The 25,482-nt window shown below is 69.6% G+C and carries 26 protein-coding genes and 1 tRNA gene; 13 read left to right on the forward strand and 14 right to left on the reverse strand.

The genetic code is table 11. The features are described 5' to 3' along the window. Positions 1–39 precede the first annotated feature (39 nt). The 4 genes from HDA40_RS23295 to HDA40_RS23310 all read right to left on the reverse strand — a co-directional run bounded on the left by HDA40_RS23295 (position 40) and on the right by HDA40_RS23310 (position 4,698). On the reverse strand, positions 40–816 hold the full coding sequence (locus HDA40_RS23295) for a LytR/AlgR family response regulator transcription factor (RefSeq protein WP_253759350.1): 777 nt from the start codon (positions 814–816) through the stop codon (positions 40–42). After that, on the reverse strand, positions 813–2,042 hold the full coding sequence (locus HDA40_RS23300; RefSeq protein ID WP_253759352.1) for a sensor histidine kinase: 1,230 nt from the start codon (positions 2,040–2,042) through the stop codon (positions 813–815). The genes HDA40_RS23295 and HDA40_RS23300 overlap by 4 nt, the downstream gene beginning before the upstream one ends. A gap of 13 nt (positions 2,043–2,055) precedes the next feature. Next, positions 2,056–3,528, reverse strand: coding sequence for a sugar transferase (locus HDA40_RS23305; RefSeq protein ID WP_253763753.1), 1,473 nt, complete (start codon positions 3,526–3,528; stop codon positions 2,056–2,058). A 309-nt stretch (positions 3,529–3,837) separates the two neighbouring features. Then, positions 3,838–4,698, reverse strand: coding sequence for an Fpg/Nei family DNA glycosylase (locus tag HDA40_RS23310; protein ID WP_253759354.1), 861 nt, complete (start codon positions 4,696–4,698; stop codon positions 3,838–3,840). A 98-nt stretch (positions 4,699–4,796) separates the two neighbouring features. On the opposite strand from HDA40_RS23310, the gene HDA40_RS23315 reads away from it, so the two are divergent. Together HDA40_RS23315 and HDA40_RS23320 are read left to right on the forward strand one after the other, a co-directional pair. Then, positions 4,797–5,678: an endonuclease/exonuclease/phosphatase family protein gene (locus HDA40_RS23315; protein ID WP_275979287.1), complete on the forward strand. Its 882-nt coding sequence runs from the start codon at positions 4,797–4,799 to the stop codon at positions 5,676–5,678. Between the two features lie 11 nt (positions 5,679–5,689). Further along, entirely contained in the window at positions 5,690–6,853 is a 1,164-nt protein-coding gene (locus tag HDA40_RS23320; protein ID WP_253759357.1) for a glycosyltransferase family 4 protein, read from the forward strand. Between the two features lie 41 nt (positions 6,854–6,894). Here HDA40_RS23320 and HDA40_RS23325 read toward each other — a convergent pair whose 3' ends face one another. The 3 genes from HDA40_RS23325 to HDA40_RS23335 are packed head-to-tail and all read right to left on the reverse strand — an operon-like array spanning position 6,895 to position 9,345. After that, entirely contained in the window at positions 6,895–7,572 is a 678-nt protein-coding gene (locus HDA40_RS23325) for a CDP-alcohol phosphatidyltransferase family protein (protein WP_253759360.1), read from the reverse strand. Continuing rightward, positions 7,556–8,626, reverse strand: coding sequence for an iron-containing alcohol dehydrogenase family protein (locus HDA40_RS23330; RefSeq protein WP_253759362.1), 1,071 nt, complete (start codon positions 8,624–8,626; stop codon positions 7,556–7,558). Before HDA40_RS23330 ends, HDA40_RS23325 begins: the two co-directional genes overlap by 17 nt. After that, positions 8,614–9,345, reverse strand: coding sequence for a phosphocholine cytidylyltransferase family protein (locus tag HDA40_RS23335; RefSeq protein WP_253759364.1), 732 nt, complete (start codon positions 9,343–9,345; stop codon positions 8,614–8,616). Before HDA40_RS23335 ends, HDA40_RS23330 begins: the two co-directional genes overlap by 13 nt. A gap of 225 nt (positions 9,346–9,570) precedes the next feature. On the opposite strand from HDA40_RS23335, the gene HDA40_RS23340 reads away from it, so the two are divergent. The 3 genes from HDA40_RS23340 to corA all read left to right on the forward strand — a co-directional run bounded on the left by HDA40_RS23340 (position 9,571) and on the right by corA (position 12,495). Continuing rightward, a complete protein-coding gene (locus tag HDA40_RS23340) occupies positions 9,571–9,969 on the forward strand; it encodes a CBS domain-containing protein (protein WP_253759373.1) in 399 nt (132 codons plus the stop codon). 73 nt (positions 9,970–10,042) lie between these two features. Further along, positions 10,043–11,137, forward strand: a complete 1,095-nt coding sequence (locus tag HDA40_RS23345) for an aminotransferase-like domain-containing protein (RefSeq protein ID WP_253759375.1) — start codon at positions 10,043–10,045, stop codon at positions 11,135–11,137. 239 nt (positions 11,138–11,376) lie between these two features. Next, on the forward strand, positions 11,377–12,495 hold the full coding sequence (corA, locus tag HDA40_RS23350) for a magnesium/cobalt transporter CorA (RefSeq protein ID WP_253759377.1): 1,119 nt from the start codon (positions 11,377–11,379) through the stop codon (positions 12,493–12,495). 103 nt (positions 12,496–12,598) lie between these two features. Here corA and HDA40_RS23355 read toward each other — a convergent pair whose 3' ends face one another. Then, positions 12,599–13,120: a peptidylprolyl isomerase gene (locus HDA40_RS23355; RefSeq protein ID WP_253759379.1), complete on the reverse strand. Its 522-nt coding sequence runs from the start codon at positions 13,118–13,120 to the stop codon at positions 12,599–12,601. 399 nt (positions 13,121–13,519) lie between these two features. Here HDA40_RS23355 and HDA40_RS23360 point away from each other — a divergent pair, with 399 nt between their 5' ends. Further along, complete coding sequence (locus HDA40_RS23360) at positions 13,520–13,972, forward strand: hypothetical protein (protein WP_253759381.1); 453 nt, start codon at positions 13,520–13,522, stop codon at positions 13,970–13,972. Positions 13,973–14,046: 74 nt separating this feature from the next. Next, positions 14,047–14,961: a rhomboid family intramembrane serine protease gene (locus HDA40_RS23365; protein ID WP_253759383.1), complete on the forward strand. Its 915-nt coding sequence runs from the start codon at positions 14,047–14,049 to the stop codon at positions 14,959–14,961. Here HDA40_RS23365 and HDA40_RS23370 read toward each other — a convergent pair. Genes HDA40_RS23370 through HDA40_RS23380 form a run of 3 tightly spaced genes read right to left on the reverse strand, consistent with a single transcriptional unit; the run spans position 14,955 to position 17,556 of the window. Continuing rightward, positions 14,955–16,337 (reverse strand): HAMP domain-containing sensor histidine kinase, encoded by a 1,383-nt coding sequence (locus HDA40_RS23370; RefSeq protein ID WP_372503177.1) that lies wholly within the window; start codon positions 16,335–16,337, stop codon positions 14,955–14,957. The two genes, HDA40_RS23365 and HDA40_RS23370, sit on opposite strands and share 7 nt — an antisense overlap. Continuing rightward, positions 16,334–17,017 carry a response regulator transcription factor gene (locus HDA40_RS23375; RefSeq protein WP_253759385.1) on the reverse strand — a complete coding sequence of 228 codons (684 nt, stop codon included), beginning with the start codon at positions 17,015–17,017 and terminating at the stop codon, positions 16,334–16,336. Before HDA40_RS23375 ends, HDA40_RS23370 begins: the two co-directional genes overlap by 4 nt. A 50-nt stretch (positions 17,018–17,067) precedes the next feature. After that, entirely contained in the window at positions 17,068–17,556 is a 489-nt protein-coding gene (locus HDA40_RS23380) for a hypothetical protein (protein ID WP_253759387.1), read from the reverse strand. 97 nt (positions 17,557–17,653) lie between these two features. On the opposite strand from HDA40_RS23380, the gene HDA40_RS23385 reads away from it, so the two are divergent. Continuing rightward, positions 17,654–18,238 (forward strand): hypothetical protein, encoded by a 585-nt coding sequence (locus HDA40_RS23385; protein WP_253759388.1) that lies wholly within the window; start codon positions 17,654–17,656, stop codon positions 18,236–18,238. Between the two features lie 128 nt (positions 18,239–18,366). Further along, entirely contained in the window at positions 18,367–19,065 is a 699-nt protein-coding gene (locus HDA40_RS23390; protein ID WP_253759390.1) for a glycosyltransferase family 2 protein, read from the forward strand. On the opposite strand, the gene HDA40_RS23395 is transcribed toward HDA40_RS23390, so the two are convergent. Continuing rightward, positions 19,052–19,960, reverse strand: a complete 909-nt coding sequence (locus HDA40_RS23395) for an NAD(P)H-quinone oxidoreductase (RefSeq protein WP_253759392.1) — start codon at positions 19,958–19,960, stop codon at positions 19,052–19,054. The genes HDA40_RS23390 and HDA40_RS23395 overlap by 14 nt on opposite strands. 38 nt (positions 19,961–19,998) lie before the next feature. Here HDA40_RS23395 and HDA40_RS23400 point away from each other — a divergent pair. Both HDA40_RS23400 and HDA40_RS23405 read left to right on the forward strand, forming a co-directional pair. Beyond that, positions 19,999–20,085 (forward strand) — tRNA-Ser (locus HDA40_RS23400). A 76-nt stretch (positions 20,086–20,161) separates the two neighbouring features. Beyond that, a complete protein-coding gene (locus tag HDA40_RS23405) occupies positions 20,162–20,668 on the forward strand; it encodes a GNAT family N-acetyltransferase (protein ID WP_253759394.1) in 507 nt (168 codons plus the stop codon). A 169-nt stretch (positions 20,669–20,837) separates the two neighbouring features. Here the strand turns inward: HDA40_RS23405 and HDA40_RS23410 are convergent, their stop codons facing one another. Beyond that, positions 20,838–21,605, reverse strand: a complete 768-nt coding sequence (locus HDA40_RS23410) for a hypothetical protein (RefSeq protein WP_253759395.1) — start codon at positions 21,603–21,605, stop codon at positions 20,838–20,840. A 289-nt stretch (positions 21,606–21,894) separates the two neighbouring features. Here HDA40_RS23410 and HDA40_RS23415 point away from each other — a divergent pair, with 289 nt between their 5' ends. Beyond that, positions 21,895–23,505, forward strand: coding sequence for a peptide deformylase (locus HDA40_RS23415; protein ID WP_253759397.1), 1,611 nt, complete (start codon positions 21,895–21,897; stop codon positions 23,503–23,505). Here the strand turns inward: HDA40_RS23415 and HDA40_RS23420 are convergent. Further along, positions 23,475–24,218: a CPBP family intramembrane glutamic endopeptidase gene (locus tag HDA40_RS23420; RefSeq protein WP_253759399.1), complete on the reverse strand. Its 744-nt coding sequence runs from the start codon at positions 24,216–24,218 to the stop codon at positions 23,475–23,477. The genes HDA40_RS23415 and HDA40_RS23420 overlap by 31 nt on opposite strands. Before the next feature lie 61 nt (positions 24,219–24,279). Between HDA40_RS23420 and HDA40_RS23425 the strand changes: the two genes are divergently transcribed. Continuing rightward, positions 24,280–25,392, forward strand: coding sequence for a globin domain-containing protein (locus HDA40_RS23425; RefSeq protein ID WP_253759401.1), 1,113 nt, complete (start codon positions 24,280–24,282; stop codon positions 25,390–25,392). The last annotated feature ends 90 nt before the right edge of the window (positions 25,393–25,482 follow it).

Below are 25,482 nucleotides of genomic sequence, written 5' to 3' on the forward strand. Positions count from 1 at the left end.
GGTCCGTCACAGCGGACTGGACTGTAACTGGAAGGAGGCTCAGCTGGGTGTCCCGCGTTGCCAGCCTTGCTTGGCCGCCCGGACGAGCCGATCTTTCAGCTCCCGGGTGTGGCGGCGACTGACGGGCAGCTCAGCGCCGTCGACGACGACCACGTAGCCCGTGTTGGTCAGCCGTAGTTCACCTATAAGTCTGATCTGCACCAGGTACGAACGGTGGATACGGACGAAGCCCGCGTCGGCCCAATGCTCGGCCAACGTCGCCAGCGGTACGCGTACCAGGTGGGAACCGCCCGCGGTGTGCAGCCGGGCGTAGTCGCCTTGCGCCTCGACCCAGCGGACGGCCGAGCGCGGCAGCATCTTCGTCACCCCGGCCAGCTCGACCGGGATCGAGACGTCCTCACCGGCGGGGACCGGTGGCGCGCCCGGGAGGACGAGCCGGGCGACGACCCGGCGGACGGACTCGGCGAGCCGGTCGGCCCGGATGGGCTTGCGGACGTAGTCCACGACGCCCAGGTCGAAGGCGTCCACCGCCGCGTCGTCGTACGCGGTCACGAACACCACGGCGGGCGGCCGGGCGAACCGGCGCAGGACCCGGGCGAGTTCGAGCCCGTCGAGGCCGGGCATCCGAATGTCGAGGAAGACCGCGTCGACCTCGTGATCGCGCAGGATGCGCAACGCGTCGGTGGCGTCGGCGGCGGTGTGCAGGCGGGCGATGCGCGGGTCGGCGCGCAGCAGATAGGCCAGCTCGTCCAGGGCGGGCGGCTCGTCGTCGACCGCCAGTACGCGCAAGAAAGCGGGAACGTCGACAGAACTCATGCCGACACCCCCGGGTGGAACTTGGGGATGCGCAGGCTGACCTTCGTACCGGCACCCAGCGCGGTCTCCACGATCAGCCCGAACCGGTCGCCGAACACCGACCGGAGCCGCTCGTCCACGTTGGCCAGGCCGACATGCTGGCCCGCCTCACCCGTCTCACCGGCCTCGTCGGCCTCGTCGTCCTCGGTCAAGTGGTCACCGCCTCCGGGCCGCCTCGCCAGGACGGCCGGATCCATCCCGACACCGTCGTCCTCCACCGTGATGTGGCATTCCGAGCCCGCGTCCTCGGCCTCGATCCGCAGATTACCGACCCCGGGTTTGCGGGACAGCCCGTGGCGTACGGCGTTTTCGACGAGCGGTTGCAGGCAGAGGAACGGCAGGGTCACCGGCAGCACCTCGGGCGCGATCCGGAGGCGTACCTGGAGGCGGTCGCCGAACCGCGCGCGCTCGATGGTCAGGTAGCGGTCGATCGAACGCAGCTCCTCGGCCAGCGTCGTGAACTCGCCGTGTGCCCGGAACGAGTACCGGGTGAACTCGGCGAACTCCTCCAGCAGGTCCCGGGCCCGATCCGGGTCGGTACGCACGAACGAGGCGATCGCGGTCAGCGCGTTGTAGATGAAATGCGGGCTGATCTGGGCGCGGAGGGCGCGTACCTCGGCCCGGGCGAGCCGGGCGCGGGACCGGTCCAGCTCGGCCAGCGCCAACTGGGCCGACACCCAGCGGCCGGTCTCCAGGGACGCCTGGACCAGGCCGGGCGCCGGGCGATCCGAGGTCACCGCGGCCAGCGCCGCGCGAGCGGTGACGCCGTCCCCGGTCAACGGCACGATCACCGCGCCGCGGACCGGGCAGTCGATCCGCTCGCAGGGCAGCTCCTCGATCGTCAGCACAGCGGTACGCCCGGAGCGGATCCCGGTGCTCGCCGCCGCCACGAGCTGATCCGTGTGGTGGCCGCCGAGGCCGTCCAACGCGAGCTGCGTACCGTCCTCGTAGAGGCCGAGACCGGCCGACCCGATCAGGGGACGGAGATGGCGTACCGCCCGGGTCGCCGAAGCTGGAGTGAGACCGGCCCGCAGCGGCTCCGCGGCCAGGCCCGCCGCGTGAAGCACCTGGTAGGTGGCCCGCTGGGCCGCCGTGGCGATACGCGGACGGCGACGCAGCCGGACCACCGCGCCCACCGCGAGCGCGAGCGCCAGGACCAGCGCGAGCGCGGCGAGAGCGGTGGGCATGCGCGCCGCGGAGCTAGTACGCGCCCTTGCGCGCGAAGACCACGCCGACCGTCCGCCACAGGATGGCCAGGTCGTAGGCGAGCGACCAGTTGTCCACGTAGTACAGATCCAGTCGCACCGCCTCCTCCCACGTGGTGTCGGAGCGGCCGGAGACCTGCCAGAGCCCGGTCATGCCCGGGCGCACGAGCAGGCGGCGGCGGGCCGGTCCCTCGAAGTCGTCGTCGCCGGCCGGCAGCGGACGTGGCCCGACCAGGGACATCTCCCCGAGGATGACGTTGATGAGCTGTGGCAGCTCGTCGAGCGAGGAGGCCCGCAGGAAGCGCCCGATCGGCGTGACCCGGGGGTCGTCCTTCATCTTGAAGAGCAGGCCGTCGCTCTCGTTGAGGTCGACCAGGGTGGCCAGGCGTTCCTCGGCGTCGGTGTACATGGTCCGGAACTTCCAGACCCGGAAGAGGCGACCCTCGTGACCGATCCGCTTCTGCCGGAAGAAGATCGGGCCCGGGTCGGTGATCTTGATGGCCAGCCCGATGATCGCGAAGATCGGCAGCAGGGCGATGACGCCGAGGATGGCGCAGATCCGGTCCATCGCGTTCTTCGCCAGCAGCGAGACGCCGGACAGCGTCGGCTCCTCGACGTGCAGCAGCGGCAGGCCCTCGATCGGCCGGATGTGCACCCGGGGACCGGCGATGTCGGTGATCTGCGGCGCGACGACCAGGTCGACGCCGGAGCCCTCCAGCTCCCAGGCCAGCTCCCGCAGCTTGCCCGGCTCGGAGTTGGCCGAGCCGCAGATGGCGATGGTGTCCGCGCCGACCTCGTGGACCAGCCCGATGATGTTGCGATTCGTGTAGACCGGGATCGGGACTTGGGCCCGCCGAGCCGCTGACACGCCGTCGGTGAGGTGGATCGCCACCGGCTGGAGCCCGGCGGCCGGGCTGCGGGTGACGATCTTGTAGACGTAGAGCGTCTCCTGCAGCGTGCCGACCAGCAGCGTGCGGTGGTTGGCGTGCCGGATCCGCCGCCGGACGAAGTGCAACGCCCGGCGCGCGAGCCCGCGCAGGATGAGCATGTAGATCAGGGCGCCGAGGACGGCGGTCAGCACGGACCACCGGGACAGCAGGACGCGGAAACCGAAGGCGGCGACCGAGACGGTGGCCAGCACGGCCACCCCGGCTCGGACGACCCGTTTGAACTCGTCCGCCCCGATGCCGAGCCGGCGGCGGTCGTACGCCCCGTTGCCCCAGAGCAGGATGAGCCAGCAGAGCGGCAGGGCCACGTACGCGATCTCGGCGAAGAACGGCACGTTGAGGCCGGTGCTCGCCCGGGTCTCCCACCAGGTGACCGCGGTGTAGCTGCCCAGCGCGGCGGCGGCGTAGTCGAGGACGATCAGGATCAGGATGTAGGGCCGGTGCCATCGGGCAAGCCGGGGACGCGTACGCATCCAGACCGAGCGAGTGACGCCGTTGTATTTCTTCCGCGCGCCGTTCACCGCGGCGGCCCGGCGACCGGCACCGGTACGCGGCCCGCCATCGGCGGGCTGAGCTGCTGACTCTCCGGCAGGCGGGACCGTCGGAAGCTCTTGCGTCGGCTCCGACTCGATGCGTCCCGCGACCTCTGGAGGCTTCTTGAGACTCGTCGTCACCTCACCCGGGTCCTCCCGTGCCACGTTCGCCAGTCTTCCATTCCCGCCACCGAGACAGGGCTCACATGTGGTGGGGAGGAAGCCCGAGTCACTATACCGACGTTTGATGGGTGCGGAAGAGGGCTGATCATGCGGTGACTCTGAGTTCTCTGCACGTCACCTCAAGAGTTTGGACAACCGGCGGTCCGCGAGCGGCTTTCCGCCGGTCTGACACGTCGGGCAATACTGCAGGCTGGAGTCGGCGAAAGAGACTTCCCGGACGGTGTCTCCGCAGATCGGGCAGGGCTGCCCGGTACGGCCGTGGACCCGCAATCCGCCCTTCTTCTCGCCCTTCAAAGTGGCCGCCTTCTGCCCGACCGACCGGTTCACCGCGTCGGTGAGCGTGTCGAGCATCGCGTCGTAGAGCGCCTTGAGCTGTTCGTCGGTCAGCTTCCCGGTGAGCGCGTACGGCGACAGCTTCGCCACGTGCAGGATCTCGTCCGAGTACGCGTTGCCGACCCCGGCGATGATCTGCTGGTTCCGCAGGACGCCCTTGATCTGCCCGGACTGTTTGCGGACCAGCGCCGAGAACTCGTCCAGGGTGAGCCCGAGCGGCTCCGGCCCCAGCGACGCGATCTGCGGCACGGACTGGGGGTCCTTGACGAGGTAGACGGCCAGCTTCTTCTGCGTGCCCGCCTCGGTCAGGTCGAAGCCGGACCCGTCGTCGAGGCGTACGCGCAGCGCGATGGGGCTCTTGCCGGGCTTGAGCGGGGTGGCCGAGGTGAAGCTCTCCCGGTAGTGCAGCCAGCCCGCCCGGGCCAGGTGCGTCACCAGCATCAGGTCCTCGCCGAGCATGATCTCCAGGAACTTGCCCCGCCGGCCGGCGTCGGTGATCGTGCGGCCGGACGCCGCGCTCACCGGTGGATCGAACGTCTTCAGAGCACTGATGGCCGAGACTTCGACCCTGCTCACGGTATGGCCGACCGCGCGCTCGCGCAGGAAGGCGGCGAGCGCTTCGACTTCGGGCAGCTCTGGCACCCGTCCAAGTTACCCCGACCGATAAGGTTCCGAAGGTGACCGGTACGTGGAGACGGGGCTGGATCATCGCCGCCCTCGCCGTAGCGCTGGCTGCGCTGATGGCCCTGCACGCGTACATCCCGAACGGGGTGCGCAACCTCGGCAGCCTCCTGGAGACCTTCCTGCCCTGGCTCGGGCTCCCGATTCCGATCCTGGCCGGGTTGGCGGTCTACCGGCGCTCGGCGCCCGCCGGCATCGCCGTGCTGCTCCCGATCGTGGTCTGGCTCGCCCTGTTCGGCGAGATCGTCCTCCCGGCCAAGGGCGGCGGCCCGCACGATCTGCGGGTGGTCAGCAACAACGTGCTGGCCGGCAACGAGGATCCGGCCGCCACCAGCCGGCAGCTCGTCGCGGCCGACCCCGACGTCATCGGGTTGCAGGAGATCCCCTCGAACGCGGTCGCCGCGTACGAGGCGGAGCTGGCCTCGGCGTACCGGTATCACGTGGTCCGGGGGACGGTCGGACTGTGGAGCCGCTTTCCGATCACCGAGCCGAGCGCGGTCGACCTGCGGCTCGGCTGGGATCGGGCGCTGCGGGCGGTCGTCCACGCGCCGGCTGGGACGATCGCGGTCTATGTGGCCCACATGCCGTCGGTCCGGGTCGACGTGGACCAGGGATTCACCGCCGACCAGCGGGACGACAGCGCGGAGGCGCTCGGCGAGGCGCTGTCGGCCGAGCGGAATCCCCGGGTCGTTCTGCTGGCCGACCTGAACGGCAGCGTCTACGACCGGGCGCTGGCCCCGATCACCGCCCAGCTGGACTCCGCCCAGGCGGCCGCGGGCAGCGGGTTCGGGTTCAGCTGGCCGGCCGGCTTCCCGCTGGCCCGGATCGACCACGTCCTCATCCGGGGCGTGGACGTCGCGCACGCGTGGGTGCTCCCCGCGGACGGCAGCGACCACCGCCCGGTCGCGGCTGACCTCCGCCTCGCGAAGTCCACCGGGTAGCGTTGCGCACCGTGAAGGTCGTCGTCGCCCACAATCGCTACCGGTCGGACGCGCCGAGCGGCGAGAACATCATGGTCGACCTGGAGTCCGCGCAGCTGGCGGCGGCGGGCGTCGAGGTGGTCCCGTTCCAGCGTGACTCCGATGACATCCCGTCCCTGCCGGCCGTCCAGAAGGCAATGCTCCCGCTGTCGCCGATCTGGTCGCCGGCCTCCACCCGCGCGCTCGCCGATCTGCTGCGCCGCGAGCGGCCGGACGTCCTGCACCTCCACAATCCGTATCCGCTGCTGTCGCCGGGAGTGGTCCGGACCGCGCATCGCCACGGCGTGCCGGTGGTCCAGACCGTCCACAACTACCGACAGGTATGCGCACCGGGGCTGTACTTCAGGGACGGCCACGTCTGCACCGACTGCAAGGGCAAGGCCTTCGCGCTGCCGGCGATCCAGCACCGGTGCTACCGCGGCTCGGCCGCGCAGAGCGCGATCATGGCGACGACGCTGGCCGTCCACCGGGGCACCTGGCATTCCGTCGACCGCTACATCGCGTTGACCGAGAGCATCGCCGCCCATCTGCGGGACTACGGCATCCCGCCGGAGCGGATCGCCATCAAGCCGAACGCCGTCGAGGACCCCGGGCCTCCTGCGCCGGTGGGCGAGGGCGTCCTGTTCGCCGGGCGGCTGTCCCCGGAGAAGGGCCTGGGCATCCTGCTCGACGCCTGGCGCCGGACCGAGCCGGGGACGCTGGGCACGCTGCGTATCGCCGGGGACGGCGAGCTGCGGCCGCTGGCCGAGGCCGCCGCGGCCGAGCGGTCGGACGTCGACTACCTGGGACCGCGCGATCGGGCGGGCGTACGCGAGCTGATGCGCGCGTCCGCGTTGGTCACGGTTCCGTCCACCTGGTTCGAGCCGCTCTCGACGGTGATCATCGAGGCGCTCGCCAACGGGCGTCCCGTCCTCGGCACCGCCCTGGGCGGCAGCCCGTACCTCATCGACTCGGCGGGCTGGGTCGTCGCGCCGACCGCCGACGCGCTCGCCGGAGTGCTGCCGCTCGCCGTCAAGGAAGCGGGTTCGCTGGCGCAGGGCGCGCGGGAGCGTTACCTGGCCAACTTCCATCCCGATGTGGTGACGAGCCGCCTCATCGACATCTACTCGTCCGTCGCCGGATCGCGGCGCGCCTAGGCGCTCGGCCGGCCCAGCTGGGCCGGGTCAGCTCGGCCGGCTCAGCTCGGCTGGTACGCCTTGCGCGCCGTGAAGGCGATGCTGGCGAGCAGGAATCCGCCGTTGACGAAGGTGAACGCGGCGGCGTACCAGACGGCCCAGTCGGCCTGGATCGCCAGGACGAGCCCGGCGAGCAGGAACACCACGCCGGGGTCGCGGACCAGCTTGACCACCCGGACGGGCAGCGATTGCGACGGCATCATCGAGTCCGCGTTCGGGCCGGACTGGAGCACGCTCGTGATGAGGTTGACCATCCAGGTCCCGGCGAACATGGTGAGCAGCCAGACCGGCGCGTCCGAGCGGGCCGCCGCCACCGCCGAGATCGCCGTGACGAGGGCGATCTGGGAGGCCACGTCACAGAGGATGTCGATGCGGGCGCCGGCGGCCGAGCGCTGGCCGGTGACCCGGGCGAGCTGACCGTCCGAGCAGTCCAGCACGTACGCCACCTGCCAACCGACCAGGGCGAGGACGCCGATCCAGCCGGCCCAGGAGTCGGCGCGCAGCACGACGATCACCGAGACGGCCAGCCCGACGAGCAGGTTGGCCAGCGTCAGCGTCGTCGGCCGGAGGCCGGCCCGGGAGGCCGCGTACGCCGTCGCCGCGCCCAGGCGCTGGCTGACGGCCTCAGAGAACAGCCCGCCACCGCGGTTGACCTGGTAGAAGTCACGGACGGACGGCATCGACGTAGTCCTCCACCAGGGTGCGCAGCTTGGCCCGCGACATCGTAGCGCCCACGCCCAGGTGTTCCAGGATCGTGTAGCGCTCGGGCCGGGTCTTGGGGGCGAACTCGGCGACCTCGACGAAGTCGTCCAGCGACAGGCCCAGGTCGGCGGGGAGCCGGGGGAGCCCGTGCCGGGCGAGCACCCTCGACATCTGCTGGAAGCGGGACTGGTCGCCGCGCAGGAAGGTGCAGAAGAGACCGCCGAGACCGACCTGCTCGCCGTGGCTGCCGTGCCCCGGCTTCAGGATGTTCATCGAGTGCGAGATCTCGTGGCAGCCGCCGCTGGCCGGGCGCGACGTGCCGGCAACCGCCATCGACAGCCCCGCCATGATGAGACCCTCGGCCAAGGTGATCAGGTACCCGTCGTCGGTGATCGAACCGGGATGGTTGATCAGCGCCTCGGCACTCGATCGGGCCATGGCCACCGCGAGGCCGTCGATCGGTTCGCCGGTCTCCCGGGCGGACAGCTCCCAGTCGGCGACCGCGCTGATCTTGCAGAGCACGTCCCCGATGCCCGCCTTGGTCTGGCTGTCCGGCCCGGACTCGACGAAGTCCAGGTCGACGAAGACCGCCAGCGGGATGTGCACGCCGTAGGACGGGCGCGCCCCGTCATGGTCGAGGGTGGCGGTCGGGGAGGCGATCCCGTCGTTGGCCAGGCTCGTCGCGACGGTCACCATCGGCAGCCCATAGCGGGTGGCGGCGTACTTGGTGGTGTCGACGGTCTTGCCACCGCCGATGCCCACCACCGCGTCGACGCTCAGGTTGCGCAGCTGCGTACCCAGCTCTAGTGCGGACTCGAGAGTGCCGCCGGTGACGTGGAGGATCTGCGCGTTCTTGAGGGTCGGCGCGATCAGCTCGGCGATCTTCTCGCCCTGCCCGGGGCCGACGACGATGGCGACCTCACCGTTGGCGGACACCCGGCCGTCGGCGAGCAGCTTGCCGAGGCTGGCCACGGCACCCCGGCGGACGTCGATGGTCAGCGGCGCCTGGACCGAACGGGTCAGTAGCGGCATGCGATCTCCCGCGCGCGGGCGAGGTCGTCGTGGTTGTCGACCTCGACCCACTCCACCTGGCCGATGGGTGCGCCGGTGATCAGTCCGCCGCGGTTGGCGTACTCCTGGTAGCCGTCCTCGTAGTAGAGGTTCGGGTCGCGCTCCCAGGTCGCCTGGAGCGCGTCGGCCAGGTCGGCCGCCACCTCCGGCTGGATCCGGGTCAGCCCGATGTACTCCCCGTCAGCGGTCGCCGGGTCCATGAGCTTGGTGATGCGCTTCAGCCGGCCGTCGGCCGAGAAGATCGCCTTCATCTCCTCGTCGGCCAGCTTCTTCTGGTCGTCGATCGCCAAGGTGATGCCGTTGGCCGGGGCGGCCAGCAGGGTTCGCTCGACACTCTGCGGGTGGACGGTGTCCCCGTTGACCAGGAGCGCGCCCCGGGCGAAGTGCTCGCGCGCCAGCCACAGCGAGTACGCGTTGTTCCACTCCTCGGCCTTGTCGTTGTGGACGAGGCTGAGCGTGATCCCGTACTTCTCCTCCAGTGCCGCCTGGCGGGCGACCACTGCCTCGGCGCGGTAGCCGATGACGGCGGTGATCTCGGTGAGGCCCACGGCGGCCAGGTTGGCCAGCGCGATGTCGAAGATCGTGGTCTCGCCGTCGACCGGCACCAGCGTCTTGGGCACGGTGTCGGTATAGGGGCGCAGGCGCCGCCCGGCACCGGCGGCCAGGACGAGACCGATCATGGGAGAACCTCCTGCTGAATGCGGGGTCCGGGGGGCCACCCCCGGGTGCAGCCCGACCAGCTTAGTGGAAGCTTGTACAAGCGGCGTTCACCCGCCGGTCACCCCGTCTCGCCCCGCCCGGGTGACCCGACGACATATGTCAAGTCTTGAGTGTTGGCCCCATCGCGGCGAGGATGTCCATACGGTTCGTTTCAGTGAGGTGACGACCGAAGGGCGGCGTTCACGATGTTTGTCCGAGACGCGATGACCAAGCCGATTCTCATGGTCGGCCCGGAACACACGCTCCGCCAGACCGCGCAGCTCATGGCGGCCAGACGGGTGGGGTCGGCGATCGTGCTGGACCCGGACGGCGCCGGGGTAGGCATCCTGACCGAGCGGGACCTCCTGTACGCCATCGGCGCCGGCAAAGATCCCGACATCGAGGTTGCTAACGGGCATATCACCTGGGACGTCGTGTACGCCCGGCCGGACTGGTCGTTGGAGGAGGCCGCGATGGCGATGGCCCGCGGCGGCTTCCGGCACCTGGTCGTCATGGACGAGGACGAGGTGCTCGGGATCATCTCGGTCCGCGACATCATGCGGGTGTGGGCGCAGCTCCGAGCCGAGGCGGCGGCGTCCGTCTGAATCGTGGCTCACCATTCGGGAGCGCGGTAAGTCGCGCGCGTACCCGGCCCGGCCATCGGTACGCTGAGCAGCTATGTCCCCTGCGCAGCTCATCTCGTTCGCCCGTGGTGCCCCGTCGCTCGACATCGTCGACATCGACGGGCTGAAGACCGCGGCCGTCCGTGCGTTCGACGCCGACCCGGCCGGGGTGACCGCCTACGGCAACAGCCTCGGTTACCAGCCGCTCCGGGAATGGATCGCGGCCAAGCACGGCGTACCCGTCGACCAGGTGATGGTCACCAACGGGTCGCTGCAGGCCGACGCGTTCCTCTTCGAGCACCTGGTCCAGCCCGGCGATCACGTGATCGTGGAGAAGCCGACCTACGACCGGACGCTGCTCAACCTCCGCAACCGCGGCGCGGTCGTCCACCAGGTGACGCTGGAGCCGGACGGCATCTCGGTCACCGAGCTGCGCGCGCTGCTCGAGGCGGGCGTACGCCCGAAGCTCGCGCACATCATCCCGAACTATCAGAACCCGGCCGGGGTCACCCTGTCGGAGGAGAAGCGGCACGCCCTGCTGGCGTTGGCTCGTGAGTTCGACTTCGTGATCTTCGAGGACGACCCGTACGCCGACATCCGCTTCCGGGGCGAGGCGCTGCCCCAGCTGATCTCGCTCGACACCGACGGCGTAGTCGTGCACGCCTGCTCGTTCACGAAGACGGTCTGCCCCGGTGTCCGCGTCGGCTACCTCATCGGGCCGAGCCGGATCATCGACGGGATCGCCAAGACGGCGACCAACACCTACATCTCCGCCGGCCAGGTCGCCCAGGGCATCGTGCACCAGTTCTGCGTCTCCGGCGACATCGACCGGTCGATCGCCAAGGTGAGCGCCGCCCTCGGCGAGCGAGCCAAGGTGCTCGGCGAATCGTTGCGTACGCGGATCCCGGGGGTCGAGTTCACCGAGCCCGACGGCGGCTACTTCCTCTGGATCGAGCTGCCGGACGACGTCCACGTGGACAAGCTCCTGCCGGAGGCGGCCACCCGTGGGGTCGCCGTCGTCAAGGGCTCCGACTTCCTGCTGGAGGGCGGCGAGCACGCGCTCCGGCTCGCGTTCTCGGCGGTCACCGTGGACGAGATCGACGAGGGCGTACGCCGGCTGGCCGAGGCGATCGACGCCGTCCGCGGCTGAATCGTCGCCGGAACCTCGATACCGGCTCCTGATCGGATAACCGACCGATAACAACGCGGCGTCCCGGCCTTCCGCCGGGACGCCGTTCGGCCCAGAATGCTGCGGAGCCTCATTCCCCCGAGCGCGCCGGGCGGGTCGCCTGCCCCCACCCCCCGAACGCGGACGGTCCGCCCGGCGCCCTCGGACTCGGCATGGGCGTAGCCTTGTTGCCCGAACCAACGGCTACGGGAGGAGGCGTCATGGCGGATCGGATCGGCAACGGCGAAACCAAGGGATTGCGCGCCTGGACGGCTCCGGTACGCGGAGCGGTCACCCGGATGTGGGGCGGCACCTTCGATGAGAGCCTGCCGGAGGAGCCCGGCCGTAGCGGCATTGTGGACTGTGCGGTCTACGTCGACGGCGTACGCCGAGAGGGCGCGCTCGACTACCGCGCCGCCCTGGAAGCGGCCCGCGCCGAACCCAACGCGTTCGTCTGGCTCGGCCTGAACACCCCCCGTCCGGAGGAGATGGCCGGCATCGCCGACGCCTTCGGACTCCACGAGTTGGCCGTCGACGATGTGATCAACGCCGGGCAGCGACCGAAGCTGGAACGCTACGAGGACTTCACTTTCCTGGTGCTGCGGTCGGCCCGTTACATCCCGCACGAGGCGCTCAGCGAGCACGCCGAGGTCGTCGAGACCGGTCAGGTCATGCTCCTCATCGGCGACCGCTTCGTGATCACGGTCCGGCACGGCGAGGCGTGCACCCTCCGTGGCGTACGCAAGGAGCTGGAGGGCCGGCCGGAACTGTTGCGCCTCGGCACCTGGGCCGTCGCGTACGCCGTCACCGACCACGTGGTCGACCTCTACGTCGACGCGTCCGAGCGGCTGGAGGACGATCTGGACCTCGTCGAGGAGAAGGTCTTCTCCCGCGAGGGCACCGCCCAGGTGCAGCAGATCTACCAGTTGAAGCGGGAGATGGTGGAGTTCAAGCGGGCGGTCCTGCCGTTGCAGCGCCCCATCATGGCGCTGGTGGGCGAATCGTCCGAAGTGGGCAAGGAGCTGCGGCGTTACTTCCGGGACGTGCAGGATCACCTGACCCGGACGGTCGAGCAGATCGCCGGCTTCGACGATCTGCTGAACTCGATCCTGCAGGCGCGGCTGGCCCAGGTCTCGGTCGAGCAGAACAACGACATGCGCAAGATCGCGTCGTGGGCCGGTATCGCGGCGTTCTGGACGGCGGTCGCCGGGATCTACGGCATGAACTTCGACAAGATGCCGGAACTGCATTGGCAGTACGGCTATCCCATCATCTTCGCCGTGATGGTCGGCGGGTCGCTGCTCCTCTTCCGGCTGTTCCGCCGCTCCGGCTGGCTCTGACCCTTCGGCGGTTGGTGCCGCACATGATCATTGCGCCAGCCATGCCGTAACAACGGACATTTCCGCGTCCGAAACAGCGTGGCTGGCGCAATGATCAAGAAATTCAGCGCTCGATGTCGACCTTCTCGATCACGATCGGCGTGGTGGGCCGGTCGGACCGGTCCGTCGCCGTCGTCGCGATCGCCATGACGACCTGCTCAGACGCCTCGTCGGCGACCTTGCCGAAGATGGTGTGCTTGAAGTTCAGCCACGGGGTCGGGCCGACCGTGATGAAGAACTGCGAGCCGTTGGTCTTCGGGCCGGCGTTCGCCATGGCGAGGATGAACGGCTTGTCGAACTGAAGCTCCGGGTGGAACTCGTCGTCGAAGGTGTAGCCAGGACCGCCACGACCGGTGCCCGTCGGGTCGCCGGTCTGAATCATGAAGCCCTCGATCACGCGGTGGAACGGCGTGCCCTCGTAGTACGGGCCGTTGCCGGGCTGACCGGTGTTCGGGTCGGTGTATTCGCGAGTGCCCTCGGCCAGCTCGGTGAAGTTGCGGACCGTCTTCGGGGCGTGGTTTCCGTACAGCTCCAGGCGGATCGGCCCGAGGCTGGTGTGCAGGATTGCGTAGCGGGCGTCAGCCACGTGCTTGCTCCCGTCATCTGGCTCGCCGCCTTCGCACCGGGCGGTGCGAGGTCACGACGAGGCGTTCGTTGCCGTCCCCGATCCTCCCACCTCGTCGAGACGAACGGACGGGCGGATCGCGCGTTCCGGTGGTGCGACCTGCTCAGAAGGGGCAACATGTTTGAGGGGACACCATTGGAGGTGGGGGTTTTGTTCGGTTTCGGGGGGACTCCGAAGACGCATGGCCAACTGGCCAAGGAGGAGTTCGGCGCTGGCTGGGATCACATGGTTCAGGCCGCGTCACACGCTGCCGGGGGCATGGGATCGGCGGTCGGGCCACGGGCCCACGCCATGCGCTCGATGATCACGCCCGCCGCCGGGCGTGTCCGCGGCCTCGCGTCGTCGGGGTGGGACACTACCGTGAGCACGTTCTCGCCGCTGATGATGGCCGCTCGGGAAGGCGCCCGAGAGGCGACCGAGGCGGCCCTCAAGGAGAAGGCCAGGCTCGCGAAGCTGGCCAAGAGGGAGGAGCGGATGAAGCAGAAGCGGATCGGGCTGGCCGTCGGCCTGCTCGCCGCCGGGGTCGCCGTCGGCGCCGCCGCCGCGCTGGTGATGCGCCGCCGCCGTCGGTCGACCTGGGAGGAGTACGACCCGTCGCAGGCACTGGACACCGCGATGGAGTCGACCTCCAGGACCCTCGACAAGACGGCCAACAGCCTGGAGAAGGCGTCGGACAAGGCCGCCGAGAAGATGAAGGGCGCCGGTGACAAGGCCGGCGGCATGAGCCGCGACACCGCCGAGCAGACGCGGTCGATGGCCAATGATCTGACCGACGCTCCGTCGCCGTCGAAGAACGGCGTACGCCGGAGCTGAGCGGCCTTAGCGTGACGAGCCGGTGGGACTGAGCGCCCACCGGCTATACAGGGATCTGACGTAGCCTGGTCGGCATGACTTCTGTCGGCCAGGTTCCGGTCTGTTACCGTCACCCCTCTCGTGAGACGTATCTGTCCTGCTCACGGTGTGGCCGTCCGATCTGCCCCGACTGCATGATCCCAGCGTCCGTCGGACATCAATGTCCGGAATGCGTACGCGAAGGCACCCGGAACCAGCGCGCGCCGGTCACCGCGTTCGGTGGCGACGCCCGGGCCGGTGCCCAGGGCTATGTGACCAAGGGCCTCATCGCGATCAACGTCGCGATGCTCCTGATCGGGCTCCTGGTAAGCGGGGCCGGCAGCCTCTTCGGCGGCAACTGGGGCGGCCTGCTCGGCGGCGACAGCTCGCTGAGCGAGTGGGGCGGCATGGTCGGCTCCCGGGCGGTCATGAGCGACGGCCGGTTGCAGGCCTACGACGTCATCGCGCAAGGCGAGGCGTACCGGTTCCTGACCAGCATGTTCCTGCACGCCGGGATCCTCCACCTGGCCTTGAACATGTGGGCGCTGTGGGTCGTCGGCCGGGTGATCGAGCAGGCGCTCGGCCCGGTGCGGTTCCTCGCCCTCTACCTGGTCGCCGGGCTCGGCGGCAGCCTCGCGGTCTACCTCTTCACCGGGCCGTACCTGACCGTCGGCGCGTCGGGCGCGATCTTCGGTCTGTTCGCGGCGCTGTTCATCCTGTTGCGCCGGGTCGGCCGGGACGCGACCGGCATGCTCTCGCTGATCTTGATCAACGTCGTCTTCACCTTCGTCGTCCCCGGCATCTCGATCGCCGGGCACCTGGGCGGCCTGCTGACCGGCGCGGTCGCCGCCGCCGGACTGGCCTACGCACCGCAGAAGAACCGCGCGGTCATCCAATACGCGTCGCTCGGCGCCGTCTTCGTGGTGATCGTCGCGGTCACCCTGATCCGGGCGGCGACGCTCAGCTACTGACGGGGCAGGGTCACGGTCAGCGCCGCTCCGCCCTCGGGCGCGTGCCCGGCGCTGATCGTCCCGCCCAGGCGGCGTACCAGTCCGGCCGCCAGGGCCAGGCCGAGCCCGCTGCCCACTTTGCGTACCCCTTGGTAACGCTGGTGAAGTGCGCCACGCTGGAAGGCGACGGCGAGATCGTCGTCGGTGAAGCCCGGCCCGCCGTCGCGGACCTGAATTATCGCCACGGCCAGGCTCGCGGTCAGCTCGACCACGATCGGCCGGCCCGGCGGGACCACCCGCAGCGCGTTCTCCAGCAGGCCGTCGATCACCTGCCGCACGCGCCCGGCATCCGTCGTCACCATCAGCTCCGCGTCGGGAACCCGCACCGCCAGGGGTACGCCGTGAGCGGTGCACCGAGGCTGCCAGGCTTCGCGCACCGCCCGCACGACCGGCACGAGATCCACGACGGCGGTCTGGAGCGGGAAGTCCACCGCGTCCAGGCGGGCCAAGGCGAGCAGATCGTCGATGAGCCGGGCCAGATGGTCGGCCTCGCCGAGCATGGTCGTGCCGACCGGGGCGGTCTCGTTCTCCTGGACCACCCCGTCGGCGAGCGCTTCGGCGTAGCCCCGCAGCGTGGTCAGCGGCGTCTTCAGCTCGTGTGAGATGGAGAGCAGGAACTCGCGTTGCCGGGCCTCGGAGACGGCCAGCGCGCCGGCCAGCTCGTTCAAGGCCAGCGCCAGATCGGCCACTTCCGGCGGATCCTCGATCGGTACGCGTACCGCGTGATCCCCGGCCCGGATGCGCGCGGCGGCGACCGCGGCGTTCCGCAGTGGCCGCGTGAGGCGTCGCGCCAGCAGCACGCCCGCCAGAATCCCGGCGAGCAGACCGGCCCCGAGCGGCAGCCACAGTCCCTTGAGGACGGCCCAGGCGGTCCCGGTGGCGGCCGGAGCGGTCAGCACGACGCCGTCGCCGTCGCCGACCGGGCGGCCCTCGACCAGCGAGATCCGGCCGTTCACCAACGACATCCGCTGGCTGACCGATTGCCCGGCGGTCACCATCTTGACGACCGATTCCGGCAGCCCGGCCCGGTCGCTGACCCCGTTGCGGATCAGATAGATCTCGACGTCCCGTTTGCGCAGCGTCGTCGCCAGGCGCTCCTCGTCGGCCGTCCGCCCCCGATCGATCCGGTTGCGCAGCACCTCGGTCACCAGCTGCGCCTCCTCGGCGAGCACCTGGCGGGCCCGGTTGTCCGAGACGCGTACCGCGATGGGAATCGCGACGAGCGCCGTGACCAGCACCGACACCAGCGCGACCGCCGCCCCGGCGAACGCCGCCCGGGTGACCAACCCGGCCCGGCCCGATCGTGGCGGCGTGACCAACTGGAGCGGCCGGGTCAGCTCGTCGCGCACGCGTACCCCACTCCGCGGACGGTGCGGATGACGGTCGCGTCGTCACCGAGCTTGGCGCGTACCTGGGCGACGTGGACGTCGACGGTCCTCGTCCCGCCGTGGGCGGCGTACCCCCAGACCGCGCTGAGCAGCTCCTCCCGCGTGAACACCCGGCCGGGCCGCTGCATCAGATGGGCCAGCAGGTCGAACTCGGTCGCGGTGAGAGCCAGTGCGCGCCCGTTAGCCGTGACCGTTCGGGTGACCGGATCGAGGCGTACGCCCCCGACGGCGCGGCTGCGGTCCGGCTCCGGCCGCCCGCTGCTGCGCCGCAGCACCGCCCGGAGCCGGGCGACGAGTTCCCGCGGACTGAACGGCTTGGTCAGGTAGTCGTCGGCGCCCAATTCGAGCCCGACGATCCGGTCCACCTCGTCGTCGCGGGCGGTGAGGAAGACGACGGGCGTCCAATCGTCGTCGGCGCGCAGGCGGCGGCAGATCTCTGTGCCGTCGAAGCCCGGCAGCGCGATGTCCAGGACGCAGGCCACCGGGCGCAGCCGCCGGGCGGCCGCCAACCCCGCCGGGCCGTCGCGTTCGACGTGCACCCCGAAGCCGTCCCGCTGGAGGTAGAGCCGGACCAGATCGGAGATGGCCGGCTCATCCTCCACGACGAGGATCAGTCCCTTGTCGGTCACCGCCCCATCATGTCCGCACCGTGTACGGATCAGGTAAGGCGGAGGTCAGATCAGTACGCGCCCAGCGGGCTGACCAGCCGGGGCGGCTCGGTCGCGACGGTTCGCTGGCTGGCGAGCGTACGCGGCTTGAAGATGTGACTGAGCAGCGCGTCGAGGTGCCAGACGTGCTTCGGATGGCCGACCTTGATGAGGAACCGTTCGCGTACGCCGTCGATCGCGGTGGCCGCGAACTCGACGGCGCCCAGCCGCTGGTCGGGGTGCCAGACGACGTTGCTCAGATGGCGCAGCTCGGTGTTGAGGTGTAGGCGCATCTGCCGTAGCAGCCGCGTCTCCTGCGTGACCACGAGCCGCCGATAGGTGAGGACGAGCAGATACTCCCGGCCGAGGGGCCGCTCCGGGCGAGTGCATCGAGTGACCAGGACCGCGCCGTCGTCGGGCTCGACGCACCGGCGCATCACGTGCATGTGGCGGGTGACGGTCGCCATCGGGAGACCGGCTTCCGCCGTCGCTGGCAGAAACGTTCTGGAGAACACGTCCACGGAAGTTCCAACGAGTGCAAGATGCACCGGACACCGCTTACCAGCTTCGTACCTGGAATTGATCGGCGGGCAGCACTTTCGGCGCAGCATCGCAGACATGCGAAAGGTTCTTGTTTCGATGCTGCTCGGGGCGGCTCTCCTCGGCGGCGCGACCGCCTGCGGACCTGCCGACGTCGCCGGCGCGACCGGCCAGGCCGCCGCAGAGTTCACTCCGGAGGGTGAGGCTTTGGTCGCTCTCGGCTTCGATCCGAGCGAAGTGGCCGCCGCCGAACCGGGATTCGCCGCCGCCGCGATCGCCCCGTCGTCCATCGTCGCCCCGTCGCCGTCCGGCAAGGGAGACAAGGGACGGCTCGCCGACTCGGGCAAGCGCCGGGCGGTACGCGTGATGCTGGCGAAGAACACCCTGCACGGCGAGGCCGTGGTGCAGAAGAAGGACGGCACCACGATCACCGTTCTGGTCCAGAAGGGAGTGATCACCGAGCTGACCGCCGACCACGTGACCGTCAAGTCGGCCGACGGTTACACACTGACCTGGGCCCTCGGCGACCAGCTCCGCGTGGTCGAGAAGCGCAAGTCCGTCCAGCCCTCCGAAGTGAAGGTCGGGCAGCAGATCGGGGTGGCCGGCGCCAAGCAGCAGGACGACGTGGTCGCCCGCTTCATCCTGATTCCAGCGCAGAAATAGTCGTTCGTCACCGGATCCAGTATTCTCAGCGGTGCTGCGGGCCTCGCAGCACCGCGATTGTGCACCGGCGTCGGGTCAACGGCTACGCTGTCCCCGATCTGTCGGGGTGAGGCTGGAGTTCTGCCGCCATGAAGCTTTCCATTTTGATGCCGGTTTACAACGAGGAAGAGCGGCTGCCGGAGGCGCTGAAGCAGGCGCTGGCTGTCGAGTACCCCTGCGACGTCGAACTGGTCGTGGTCAACGACGGCAGCGCCGACCGGACCCGGGAGATCCTGGAGAGCTGGGAGGACGCCCGGCTCCGCCCGATCAACCACGAACGCAACAAGGGCAAGGGCGCGGCGATCCGCACCGCGGTGGACGCGGCCGACGGGGACTACATGGTGATCCTCGACGCCGACCTGGAGTACGACCCGAAGGACATCCCGCGCCTGCTGGAGCCGGTGCTGGACGGCAAGGCCAAGATCGTCTACGGCAATCGGAGCTTCGGCGGGCACGCGGCCTTCTCGTTCTGGTATGTCATGGGCAACAAGGGGGTGACCCTGTTCGCCAACATCCTCTACAACAGCTACATCGGCGACCTCGAGACCTGCTACAAGCTCATGCCGCTGGAGCTGTACCGCTCGCTGGCGATCAAGTCCAAGGGCTTCGGCATGGAGGCGGAGGTCACCGGCAAGCTGCTGCGCCGCCGGCTGCGCCCCTACGAGGTGCCGATCAGCTACCACGCCCGCACGCGGGAAGAGGGCAAGAAGATCACCGCCATGGACGGGGTCGAAGCGCTGCTCATCCTCATGCGTGAGCGCCTCCGCCCGGTGCCTAAGCAGCGCTGACGGTCAGCACGACCTTCCCCAGATGAGCGTTGGCGGCCACGCGCTCATGCGCTTTCGCCGCCTCCTCCACCGGGAACGTCTCGTCGATCACGGGACGGATGCGACCGTCCTCGAGCATCGGCCACACCTGCTCGCGTACCGCTGAGACGATCGCGGCCTTCTCCGCCACGGGCCGCGACCGGAGCGTGGTGCCGGCGACCGTCAGGCGCTTGCTGACCAGCGCGCCGAGGTCCAGCTCCGCGCGGCGCCCGCCCTGCAGTCCGATGATCACGAGCCGGCCGCCGGTGGTCAAGGCCGTGACGTTCTTCCCCAGGTACGCGCCACCGATGATGTCCAGGACAAGATCGGCCTGTACGCCGCTGAAGTCGTCCTCGCGATAGTCGAGGAGTTCGTCCGCGCCCAGCTCGCGCAACTTCTCGTGCTTCTCCCGCCGAGCCGTGGCGACCACCCGCGCGCCGAGCGCCTTCGCATACTGGATCGCGAATGTGCCGATCCCGCTGCCGCCACCGTGAATGAGCACGGTCTCGCCCGCGGCGAGCCGCCCGACCATGGTCACATTCGACCAGACCGTGCAGGCGACCTCAGGCAGCGCCGCCGCCTCGATCAGGCTCACACCCCGCGGAACGGGCAGGAGCTGACCCTCCGGCACGGCGACGCGCTCGGCATAGCCACCGCCCGCGAGCAGCGCACAGACCTCGGACCCGTCAGCCAGCCGGCCCGAGCACTCCAACCCGAGGTACGCCGGCGCACCAGGCGGCGGCGGATAGAACCCCTGAACCTGCAACAGATCGGCCCGGTTCACCGCCGTCGCGGCGACCTCGACGAGCACCTCGCCCGGACCCGGCTCGGGCTCGGGTACCTCGCGCCAGACGAGGTCACCAGTCATTGCACGCATGCCTGTAGGCTACGGTGCGGGTCCGTTCCGGCGGGCTTGGAGGGTTCGCCTAGTGGCCGAGGGCGGCGGTCTTGAAAACCGCTAAGGCAGCGATGTCTTCCAGGGTTCGAATCCCTGACCCTCCGCAATTCCGCCGCTGTGTCGCTCCCGGCCGCGTAAACTCAGTCGATCTTGTCAGTCGGTCGGAGTTACGCTGCGCCGATGGAGATTCGGCTGGCGACTTCGAGCGATCTGCCCGGCTGTTCGGCGATCGAAGTCGATGCGGGGCGGCTGTTCGCGGACGTCGGAATGGACGAGATCGCCGGGGATGAGGGCGCGCCGCTGTCGGTCCTGGCTGAGCATCAAACCGCTGGGCATGCCTGGGTCGCGGAGGTCGACGGAACCGTGGTCGGCTACCTGATCGCCATGCCTGTCGACGGCTGCCTGCACGTCGAGCAGATCTCTGTCCGGCCCGCGTACGGGCGACGGGGCATCGGCGCGGCGTTGCTGGAAGCGGCCGCGCAGTGCGCGCTCGCCGAGAACCGGTCGGCGATGACCCTGACGACCTTCGTCGAGGTGTCGTGGAATGCGCCCTACTACGCACGGCACGGCTACCGCTTGCTCAGTGCGGACGAGTTGACGCCCGGCCTACAGGCGATCCGGGAGCGGGAAGCCGCCATGGGGCTGGACAAGTGGCCGCGTGCGGCGATGCGCCGCGACCTCCCCTAGTCGCGCCGATCCGCAGCAGCCGCGCTGGCATGACCTAGCCGCGCGACGTGCCTCAGGCGGCGGAGTTGATCAGGTGCTCGCGGAGTTGATCAGGCTGCTCGGGACACGACACGCCGGTTGATCACGACCGATAGTTCATGATCGCGCGGAAAGCCCCTGGGGGAGCGGGTCAGGGGCGGATGCAGCAGCCGCTGCAGATCTTCGGCTGGTCCAGGGTGAACGCCAAGCAGCACGTCTTGCGCTGGACGGACATCCCCGAGTCGCTCGCGCAGACGTCCACGAGGTCGTCGAGCTCGAGCGCAGTGAGCAGGCGTAGCAGCGATTCGTGGGTGGAGCCGGGGAGCGCGTCGCTGGCCCGGATCATCCCGTACGCGATCCCGGACGCGACCGAGCCGAGCAGCGTACGCCGGCCGACGCGGACTTCGGTGCGGATCGCGTCGAGCAGCGGGTCGAGGTGCCGCTCGAGCAGCTGCGTACGCAGTGTGGCGAGCAGTTCGTCCTCGTCGGCGACGACGACCGTGCCCGGTGTTCCGGCGAGGGTGTCGGACGGGAGCACGGCGAACGGTGCCGGGGCGGTGCCGATGGTGAGGAACGGCGCCTCGTCGTGGAACTGGGCGTACGTCGTGTCGGCCGTCAGCAGCGGGACGCGTCGCGCCGCCGCCCAGCTCAGTACGGTCGGCAGACTGGCCCAGTAGCTGTAGCTCTTCCACGCCAGGGTGGCTGCCGCGTGCGGGGCCGCGTTCCAGCGCCGGGCGGCCGCCTGAAGCAGGAGGTCGAGGCCCTCGGGCTCGGTCAGCTTGCTCGCTCGCACCCATCCGGGGCCGGGCAGGACGCCCAGCCGGATCGCCTTCGCGGCGTCCATCACGGCGAGGGCGTTCGCGGCAGGCGCCCAGGCCACAGGGGTACGCCGAGGCGGTGCGAGCACCCCTGCCGTCATCCCAGCCACCCTTCGGCCAACCTGTCCGGACTGCCCTCACGGAGAGCAACCGGGCCAGCGTAGCGCCATTAGGCTAGGCTTACCAGACCGGGGTGCCCCTTCCTTTCCCAGTGTGACCGGATTTACCACTCGTGGCGGCCTGTTCCCGGAGATGAGTTCGCCCTTTGTCAAGCCACTTGTCGGGTATTCATCACGATCATCACATAGATAGTCGTGCGCCCGAGACTGGAATCCTCACGCGCGCGAGCCACCGCGAACCGGCCGGACCCGCGCGGAGCGGAGGGTGGCAATGGCGACGTCGGGGGCCGACCGTGCGGCGGAAGCGTTTGCAAGCGAGCTGGCTCGCTGGCGGCTGGACCGCGGCATGTCCAAGAAACAGTTGGCCGGACTCATGGGTTTCGATCCGTCCTACGTCAGCCACATCGAGGGACGACGGCATCGGCCGACCGAGGACTTCGCCCGCCGGGCCGAAGCGGTGCTGGCCACGGCAGGTGCGCTCTGGCAGCGGTTTCAGGAGTACGAGGAGGCTCGGCACGGCCGATCGGCAGCGCTGATCGCCCGGGACTCGCCGATGCCGCCGCAGTGGCTGCCGCCGGGGACCGGACTGGTGGTCGAGCACGAGGAAGCACTGCTCACCTACCGCGATGGCCAGTACGTGACCACCGTCCGGCGATCGCTCTACAACGCCGGCGTCGAGCCGGTCAGCCGCTACCTCATCCGCGTTGCGGTGGACCGTTTTCCGGGCGATCCGCAGCGGTCCAACCGGCATCACCGGGAGCATCCGCTGGAACTCGACGAGCTGGAACTCCAGGCGTCGTGCGGCGACGGTGCGGCGTACGAGCGGATGCACTGGCGGGTGAAGCAGGACCGCGACGCCTTCAAGGAGATCTGGCTGCTCTTCGAGAACGAGGACGGCCGCTTTCCGCTGTACCCCGGCGAACGGACCGCGGTGACCTACAGCTACCGCGTCGGCGAGGGGAAGTGGGGCAGCTGGTTCCAGCGGGCAGTCCGCCTGCCGACCCGGCGGATGACCGTGCGGATCGACCTGCCCCAGGCGCTCGACCCACAGGTGTGGGGCGTCGAGACCTCCATGTCGGCCGAGGAGACCCCGCTGCGTACCCTCATCGAGAAGCAGATGGAGGGTGACCGGGCGATCTTCACCTGGACCACCGACAATCCCAGCTTGAACGCGCGATTCCGCCTGCAGTGGCGGTTCCGCGCGGTGTCGTCAGCGCCCCCGGCGCTGCATCTGCCCACCGGCGCGGCGGGCCAGCCGCTGGCGCCGCGCCTGGCGTCGGTCGGAGTGGTGCAGTGGCCGCCGCCCAGCGAGCGGGAGCCCACCGCGGGTCGGTTGCGCGCGGCGGCCAACGGAGGTCATCCACTGAGGACTCGTGCCCGGCGGCTGGAGCTGCCGGACGAGGAGGAGCAGGCCCGGCTGATCGTCGCCGACCTGACGGTGGCGCTGGAGGAGATCGGCCGGCTGCACCCCTTCAACAAGGGCATGGGCCTGGCCGCGCCGCAGCTCGGCGTGGACGCGGCTGCCGCGGTCATCCGCCAGCCCGGTCGCGGCGAGCCGTTCGTGCTGCTCAACCCGGTGATCGTGGAGGAGTCCCGGCAGGCGGACGAGCAACCGGAGGGCTGTCTGTCCTATTTCGACTTCCGGGGCTGGGTCCGAAGGCCGCTGCGCATCGTGATCGAGCATCAGCGCTTCGACGGCGGCCGGGTGGTGAGCACGTTCGAACGCGGCCTGGCCCGGCTGGTCGGGCACGAGGTCGACCATCTGGCCGGGCGACTCTACGTCGACCGGATGCCGCTCGACGCGCCGCTGATTCCGTTGGCCGACTACAGCTCGGGACCGTGGGTCTACGATCAGCAGCCGTTGGAGCAGAGGGCCTGGTAGCCGACGAACGCCACCACGTCGAGCAGCGTGTGCGCGACGATCAGCGGCCCGACCCGCCGCCACTTCAGGTAGACGAGCGCGAACACCACGCCCATGATCGCGTTTCCGACGAAACCGCCGAACCCCTGATAGAGGTGGTAGGAACCGCGCAGCAGCGCGCTGGCCGCGATGACCGCGGGGATCGACCAGCGCAGCTCGCGTAGCCGCGTGATCAGGTACCCGACCACGATCACCTCTTCCAGCACCGCGTTCTGCACGGCGGAGAGGATCAGCACCGGCACGGACCACCACAGGCTCGGCAGCCCCGACGCGCTCACATCGGTGTTCAGGCCGAGAGCGCGCGCACCGAAGTAAAGACCAAGCCCCGGAATCCCGACCAGCGCGGCCAGCGCCGCGCCCCCGCCCAGGTCGAACCACGGCCGTCGCAGGTCCAGACCGAGGACCAGGCGCGGCCGTCCGGGGTCCCGATTCAGCAAGTGGTACGCGAGCCCGACCACCACGAGGGCGAAGAAGATGTCGAGCAGCTGGTACGTGAGGTCGAAGTACGGCCGGACCGAACGGGAGACGTTGAGCGCCGACGTCTGACTGGACAACGGACCGGGCTTGGTCAGTTTGGCGATCAGCGACACCAACGAATAAATCGCCGATTGTCCAAGTGAAAGGCCGAGGACCAGTAGCAACTCGTTGCGACGGCGTACCGCGAGGTTCCTCACGCACCGCACTATCGCACAAGTTGTGCGACTCGCCGTCACTGATTGTCGCGAGAGTCGTTACGTGTCCGACCTACAACGGCTGTTGAAGGAGTCCTGGACCCTCGTCGAAGAGGACCAGGACAAGTTGGCCGGCTACTTCTACGCCCGCATCTTCCTAGGTCGTCCCGAAGTCAGAGACCTGTTTCCGGTCACCATGGACGTCCAGCGAGCCCGTCTGCTGGGCGCGATCGTCAGCGCCATCCAGACCGTCGACGATCCCGAACGATTCGACGAGTACCTGCGGTCCCTCGGCCGCGACCACCGCAAGTTCCAAGTCGTCCCGGAGCAGTACGAAGTAGTCGGCGCCGCGCTGCTGGAAGCGCTGCGCACCTTCGGCCGGGGCGATTGGACTCCCGAGTACGACCAGGCGTGGCGGGACGCGTACGACGTCATCGCGCGCAAGATGCTGGCCGGAGCGGAGGCCGACACCAATCCCGCATTCGTCCACGCCGAGGTCGTCAGCCACGAACGGCGCGGGCGCGACATCGGCATCATGCGCGTACGCCCGCTGCAACACCTGGAATTCCGCCCAGGCCAGTACGTCAGCCTGGAATGCCCGAAGTACCAGCCGCGCGTCTGGCGTACCTATTCCATCGCCAACGCGCCCCGGGCCGACGGCACCATGGACTTTCACATCCGGGCGCTGGGCGCGGGCTGGGTCTCCGGCGCGCTGGTCCGGCGTACGCTTCCCGGCGACATGCTCCGGCTGGCGGCTCCGATGGGAACCATGGCCGTCGACCGGCGATCGCAGCGCGACATCGTGCTGATCGCCGGCGGCACCGGGCTGGCGCCGATCAAGGCGATCATCGAGGAGTTGGCGACCTTCAACCGGACCCGGTGGGTGCACGTGTTCTACGGCGCGCGGGATCGGGACGACCTCTACGACCTGCCCGACCTGCAACGTCTGGCGAGCGTCTTCCCGTGGCTGTCGCTGATGCCGGTCTGCTCGCACGATTCCGGCTGGGGCGGGGAGGAGGGTCTGCTCAGCGAGGTCGTACGCCGCTACGGCCCGTGGCAGGACCACGACTTCTACCTGTCCGGCTCGCCCGCGATGATCCGCGCGACGCTGCGGGCGCTCAACGAGCTCCAGGTCCCGTCGATGCGGGTGAAGTACGACGCCTTCGCCGACTACTAGGCCAGTACGCGAAGGAGGCCGGGCGAATCTCGCCCGGCCTCCTCTCGTTTCTTCGATCAGCTGCACGATGTGCGAGGGGCCGGGCGGAAT

The organism is Hamadaea flava, from assembly GCF_024172085.1.
Lineage (GTDB): Bacteria > Actinomycetota > Actinomycetes > Mycobacteriales > Micromonosporaceae > Hamadaea > Hamadaea flava.

What these genes read in the sequence shown, in the direction of transcription:
- HDA40_RS23295 (WP_253759350.1), bottom strand. Translation starts at nt 816, where the DNA reads ATGAGTTCTGTCGACGTTCCCGCTTTCTTGCGCGTACTGGCGGTCGAC.
- HDA40_RS23300 (WP_253759352.1), bottom strand. Translation starts at nt 2,042, where the DNA reads ATGCCCACCGCTCTCGCCGCGCTCGCGCTGGTCCTGGCGCTCGCGCTC.
- HDA40_RS23315 (WP_275979287.1), top strand. Translation starts at nt 4,797, where the DNA reads ATGGCCCTGCACGCGTACATCCCGAACGGGGTGCGCAACCTCGGCAGC.
- HDA40_RS23325 (WP_253759360.1), bottom strand. Translation starts at nt 7,572, where the DNA reads ATGCCGTCCGTCCGTGACTTCTACCAGGTCAACCGCGGTGGCGGGCTG.
- HDA40_RS23330 (WP_253759362.1), bottom strand. Translation starts at nt 8,626, where the DNA reads ATGCCGCTACTGACCCGTTCGGTCCAGGCGCCGCTGACCATCGACGTC.
- HDA40_RS23335 (WP_253759364.1), bottom strand. Translation starts at nt 9,345, where the DNA reads ATGATCGGTCTCGTCCTGGCCGCCGGTGCCGGGCGGCGCCTGCGCCCC.
- HDA40_RS23340 (WP_253759373.1), top strand. Translation starts at nt 9,571, where the DNA reads ATGTTTGTCCGAGACGCGATGACCAAGCCGATTCTCATGGTCGGCCCG.
- HDA40_RS23345 (WP_253759375.1), top strand. Translation starts at nt 10,043, where the DNA reads ATGTCCCCTGCGCAGCTCATCTCGTTCGCCCGTGGTGCCCCGTCGCTC.
- corA (WP_253759377.1), top strand. Translation starts at nt 11,377, where the DNA reads ATGGCGGATCGGATCGGCAACGGCGAAACCAAGGGATTGCGCGCCTGG.
- HDA40_RS23365 (WP_253759383.1), top strand. Translation starts at nt 14,047, where the DNA reads ATGACTTCTGTCGGCCAGGTTCCGGTCTGTTACCGTCACCCCTCTCGT.
- HDA40_RS23385 (WP_253759388.1), top strand. Translation starts at nt 17,654, where the DNA reads ATGCGAAAGGTTCTTGTTTCGATGCTGCTCGGGGCGGCTCTCCTCGGC.
- HDA40_RS23390 (WP_253759390.1), top strand. Translation starts at nt 18,367, where the DNA reads ATGAAGCTTTCCATTTTGATGCCGGTTTACAACGAGGAAGAGCGGCTG.
- HDA40_RS23395 (WP_253759392.1), bottom strand. Translation starts at nt 19,960, where the DNA reads ATGCGTGCAATGACTGGTGACCTCGTCTGGCGCGAGGTACCCGAGCCC.
- HDA40_RS23405 (WP_253759394.1), top strand. Translation starts at nt 20,162, where the DNA reads ATGGAGATTCGGCTGGCGACTTCGAGCGATCTGCCCGGCTGTTCGGCG.
- HDA40_RS23410 (WP_253759395.1), bottom strand. Translation starts at nt 21,605, where the DNA reads ATGACGGCAGGGGTGCTCGCACCGCCTCGGCGTACCCCTGTGGCCTGG.
- HDA40_RS23415 (WP_253759397.1), top strand. Translation starts at nt 21,895, where the DNA reads ATGGCGACGTCGGGGGCCGACCGTGCGGCGGAAGCGTTTGCAAGCGAG.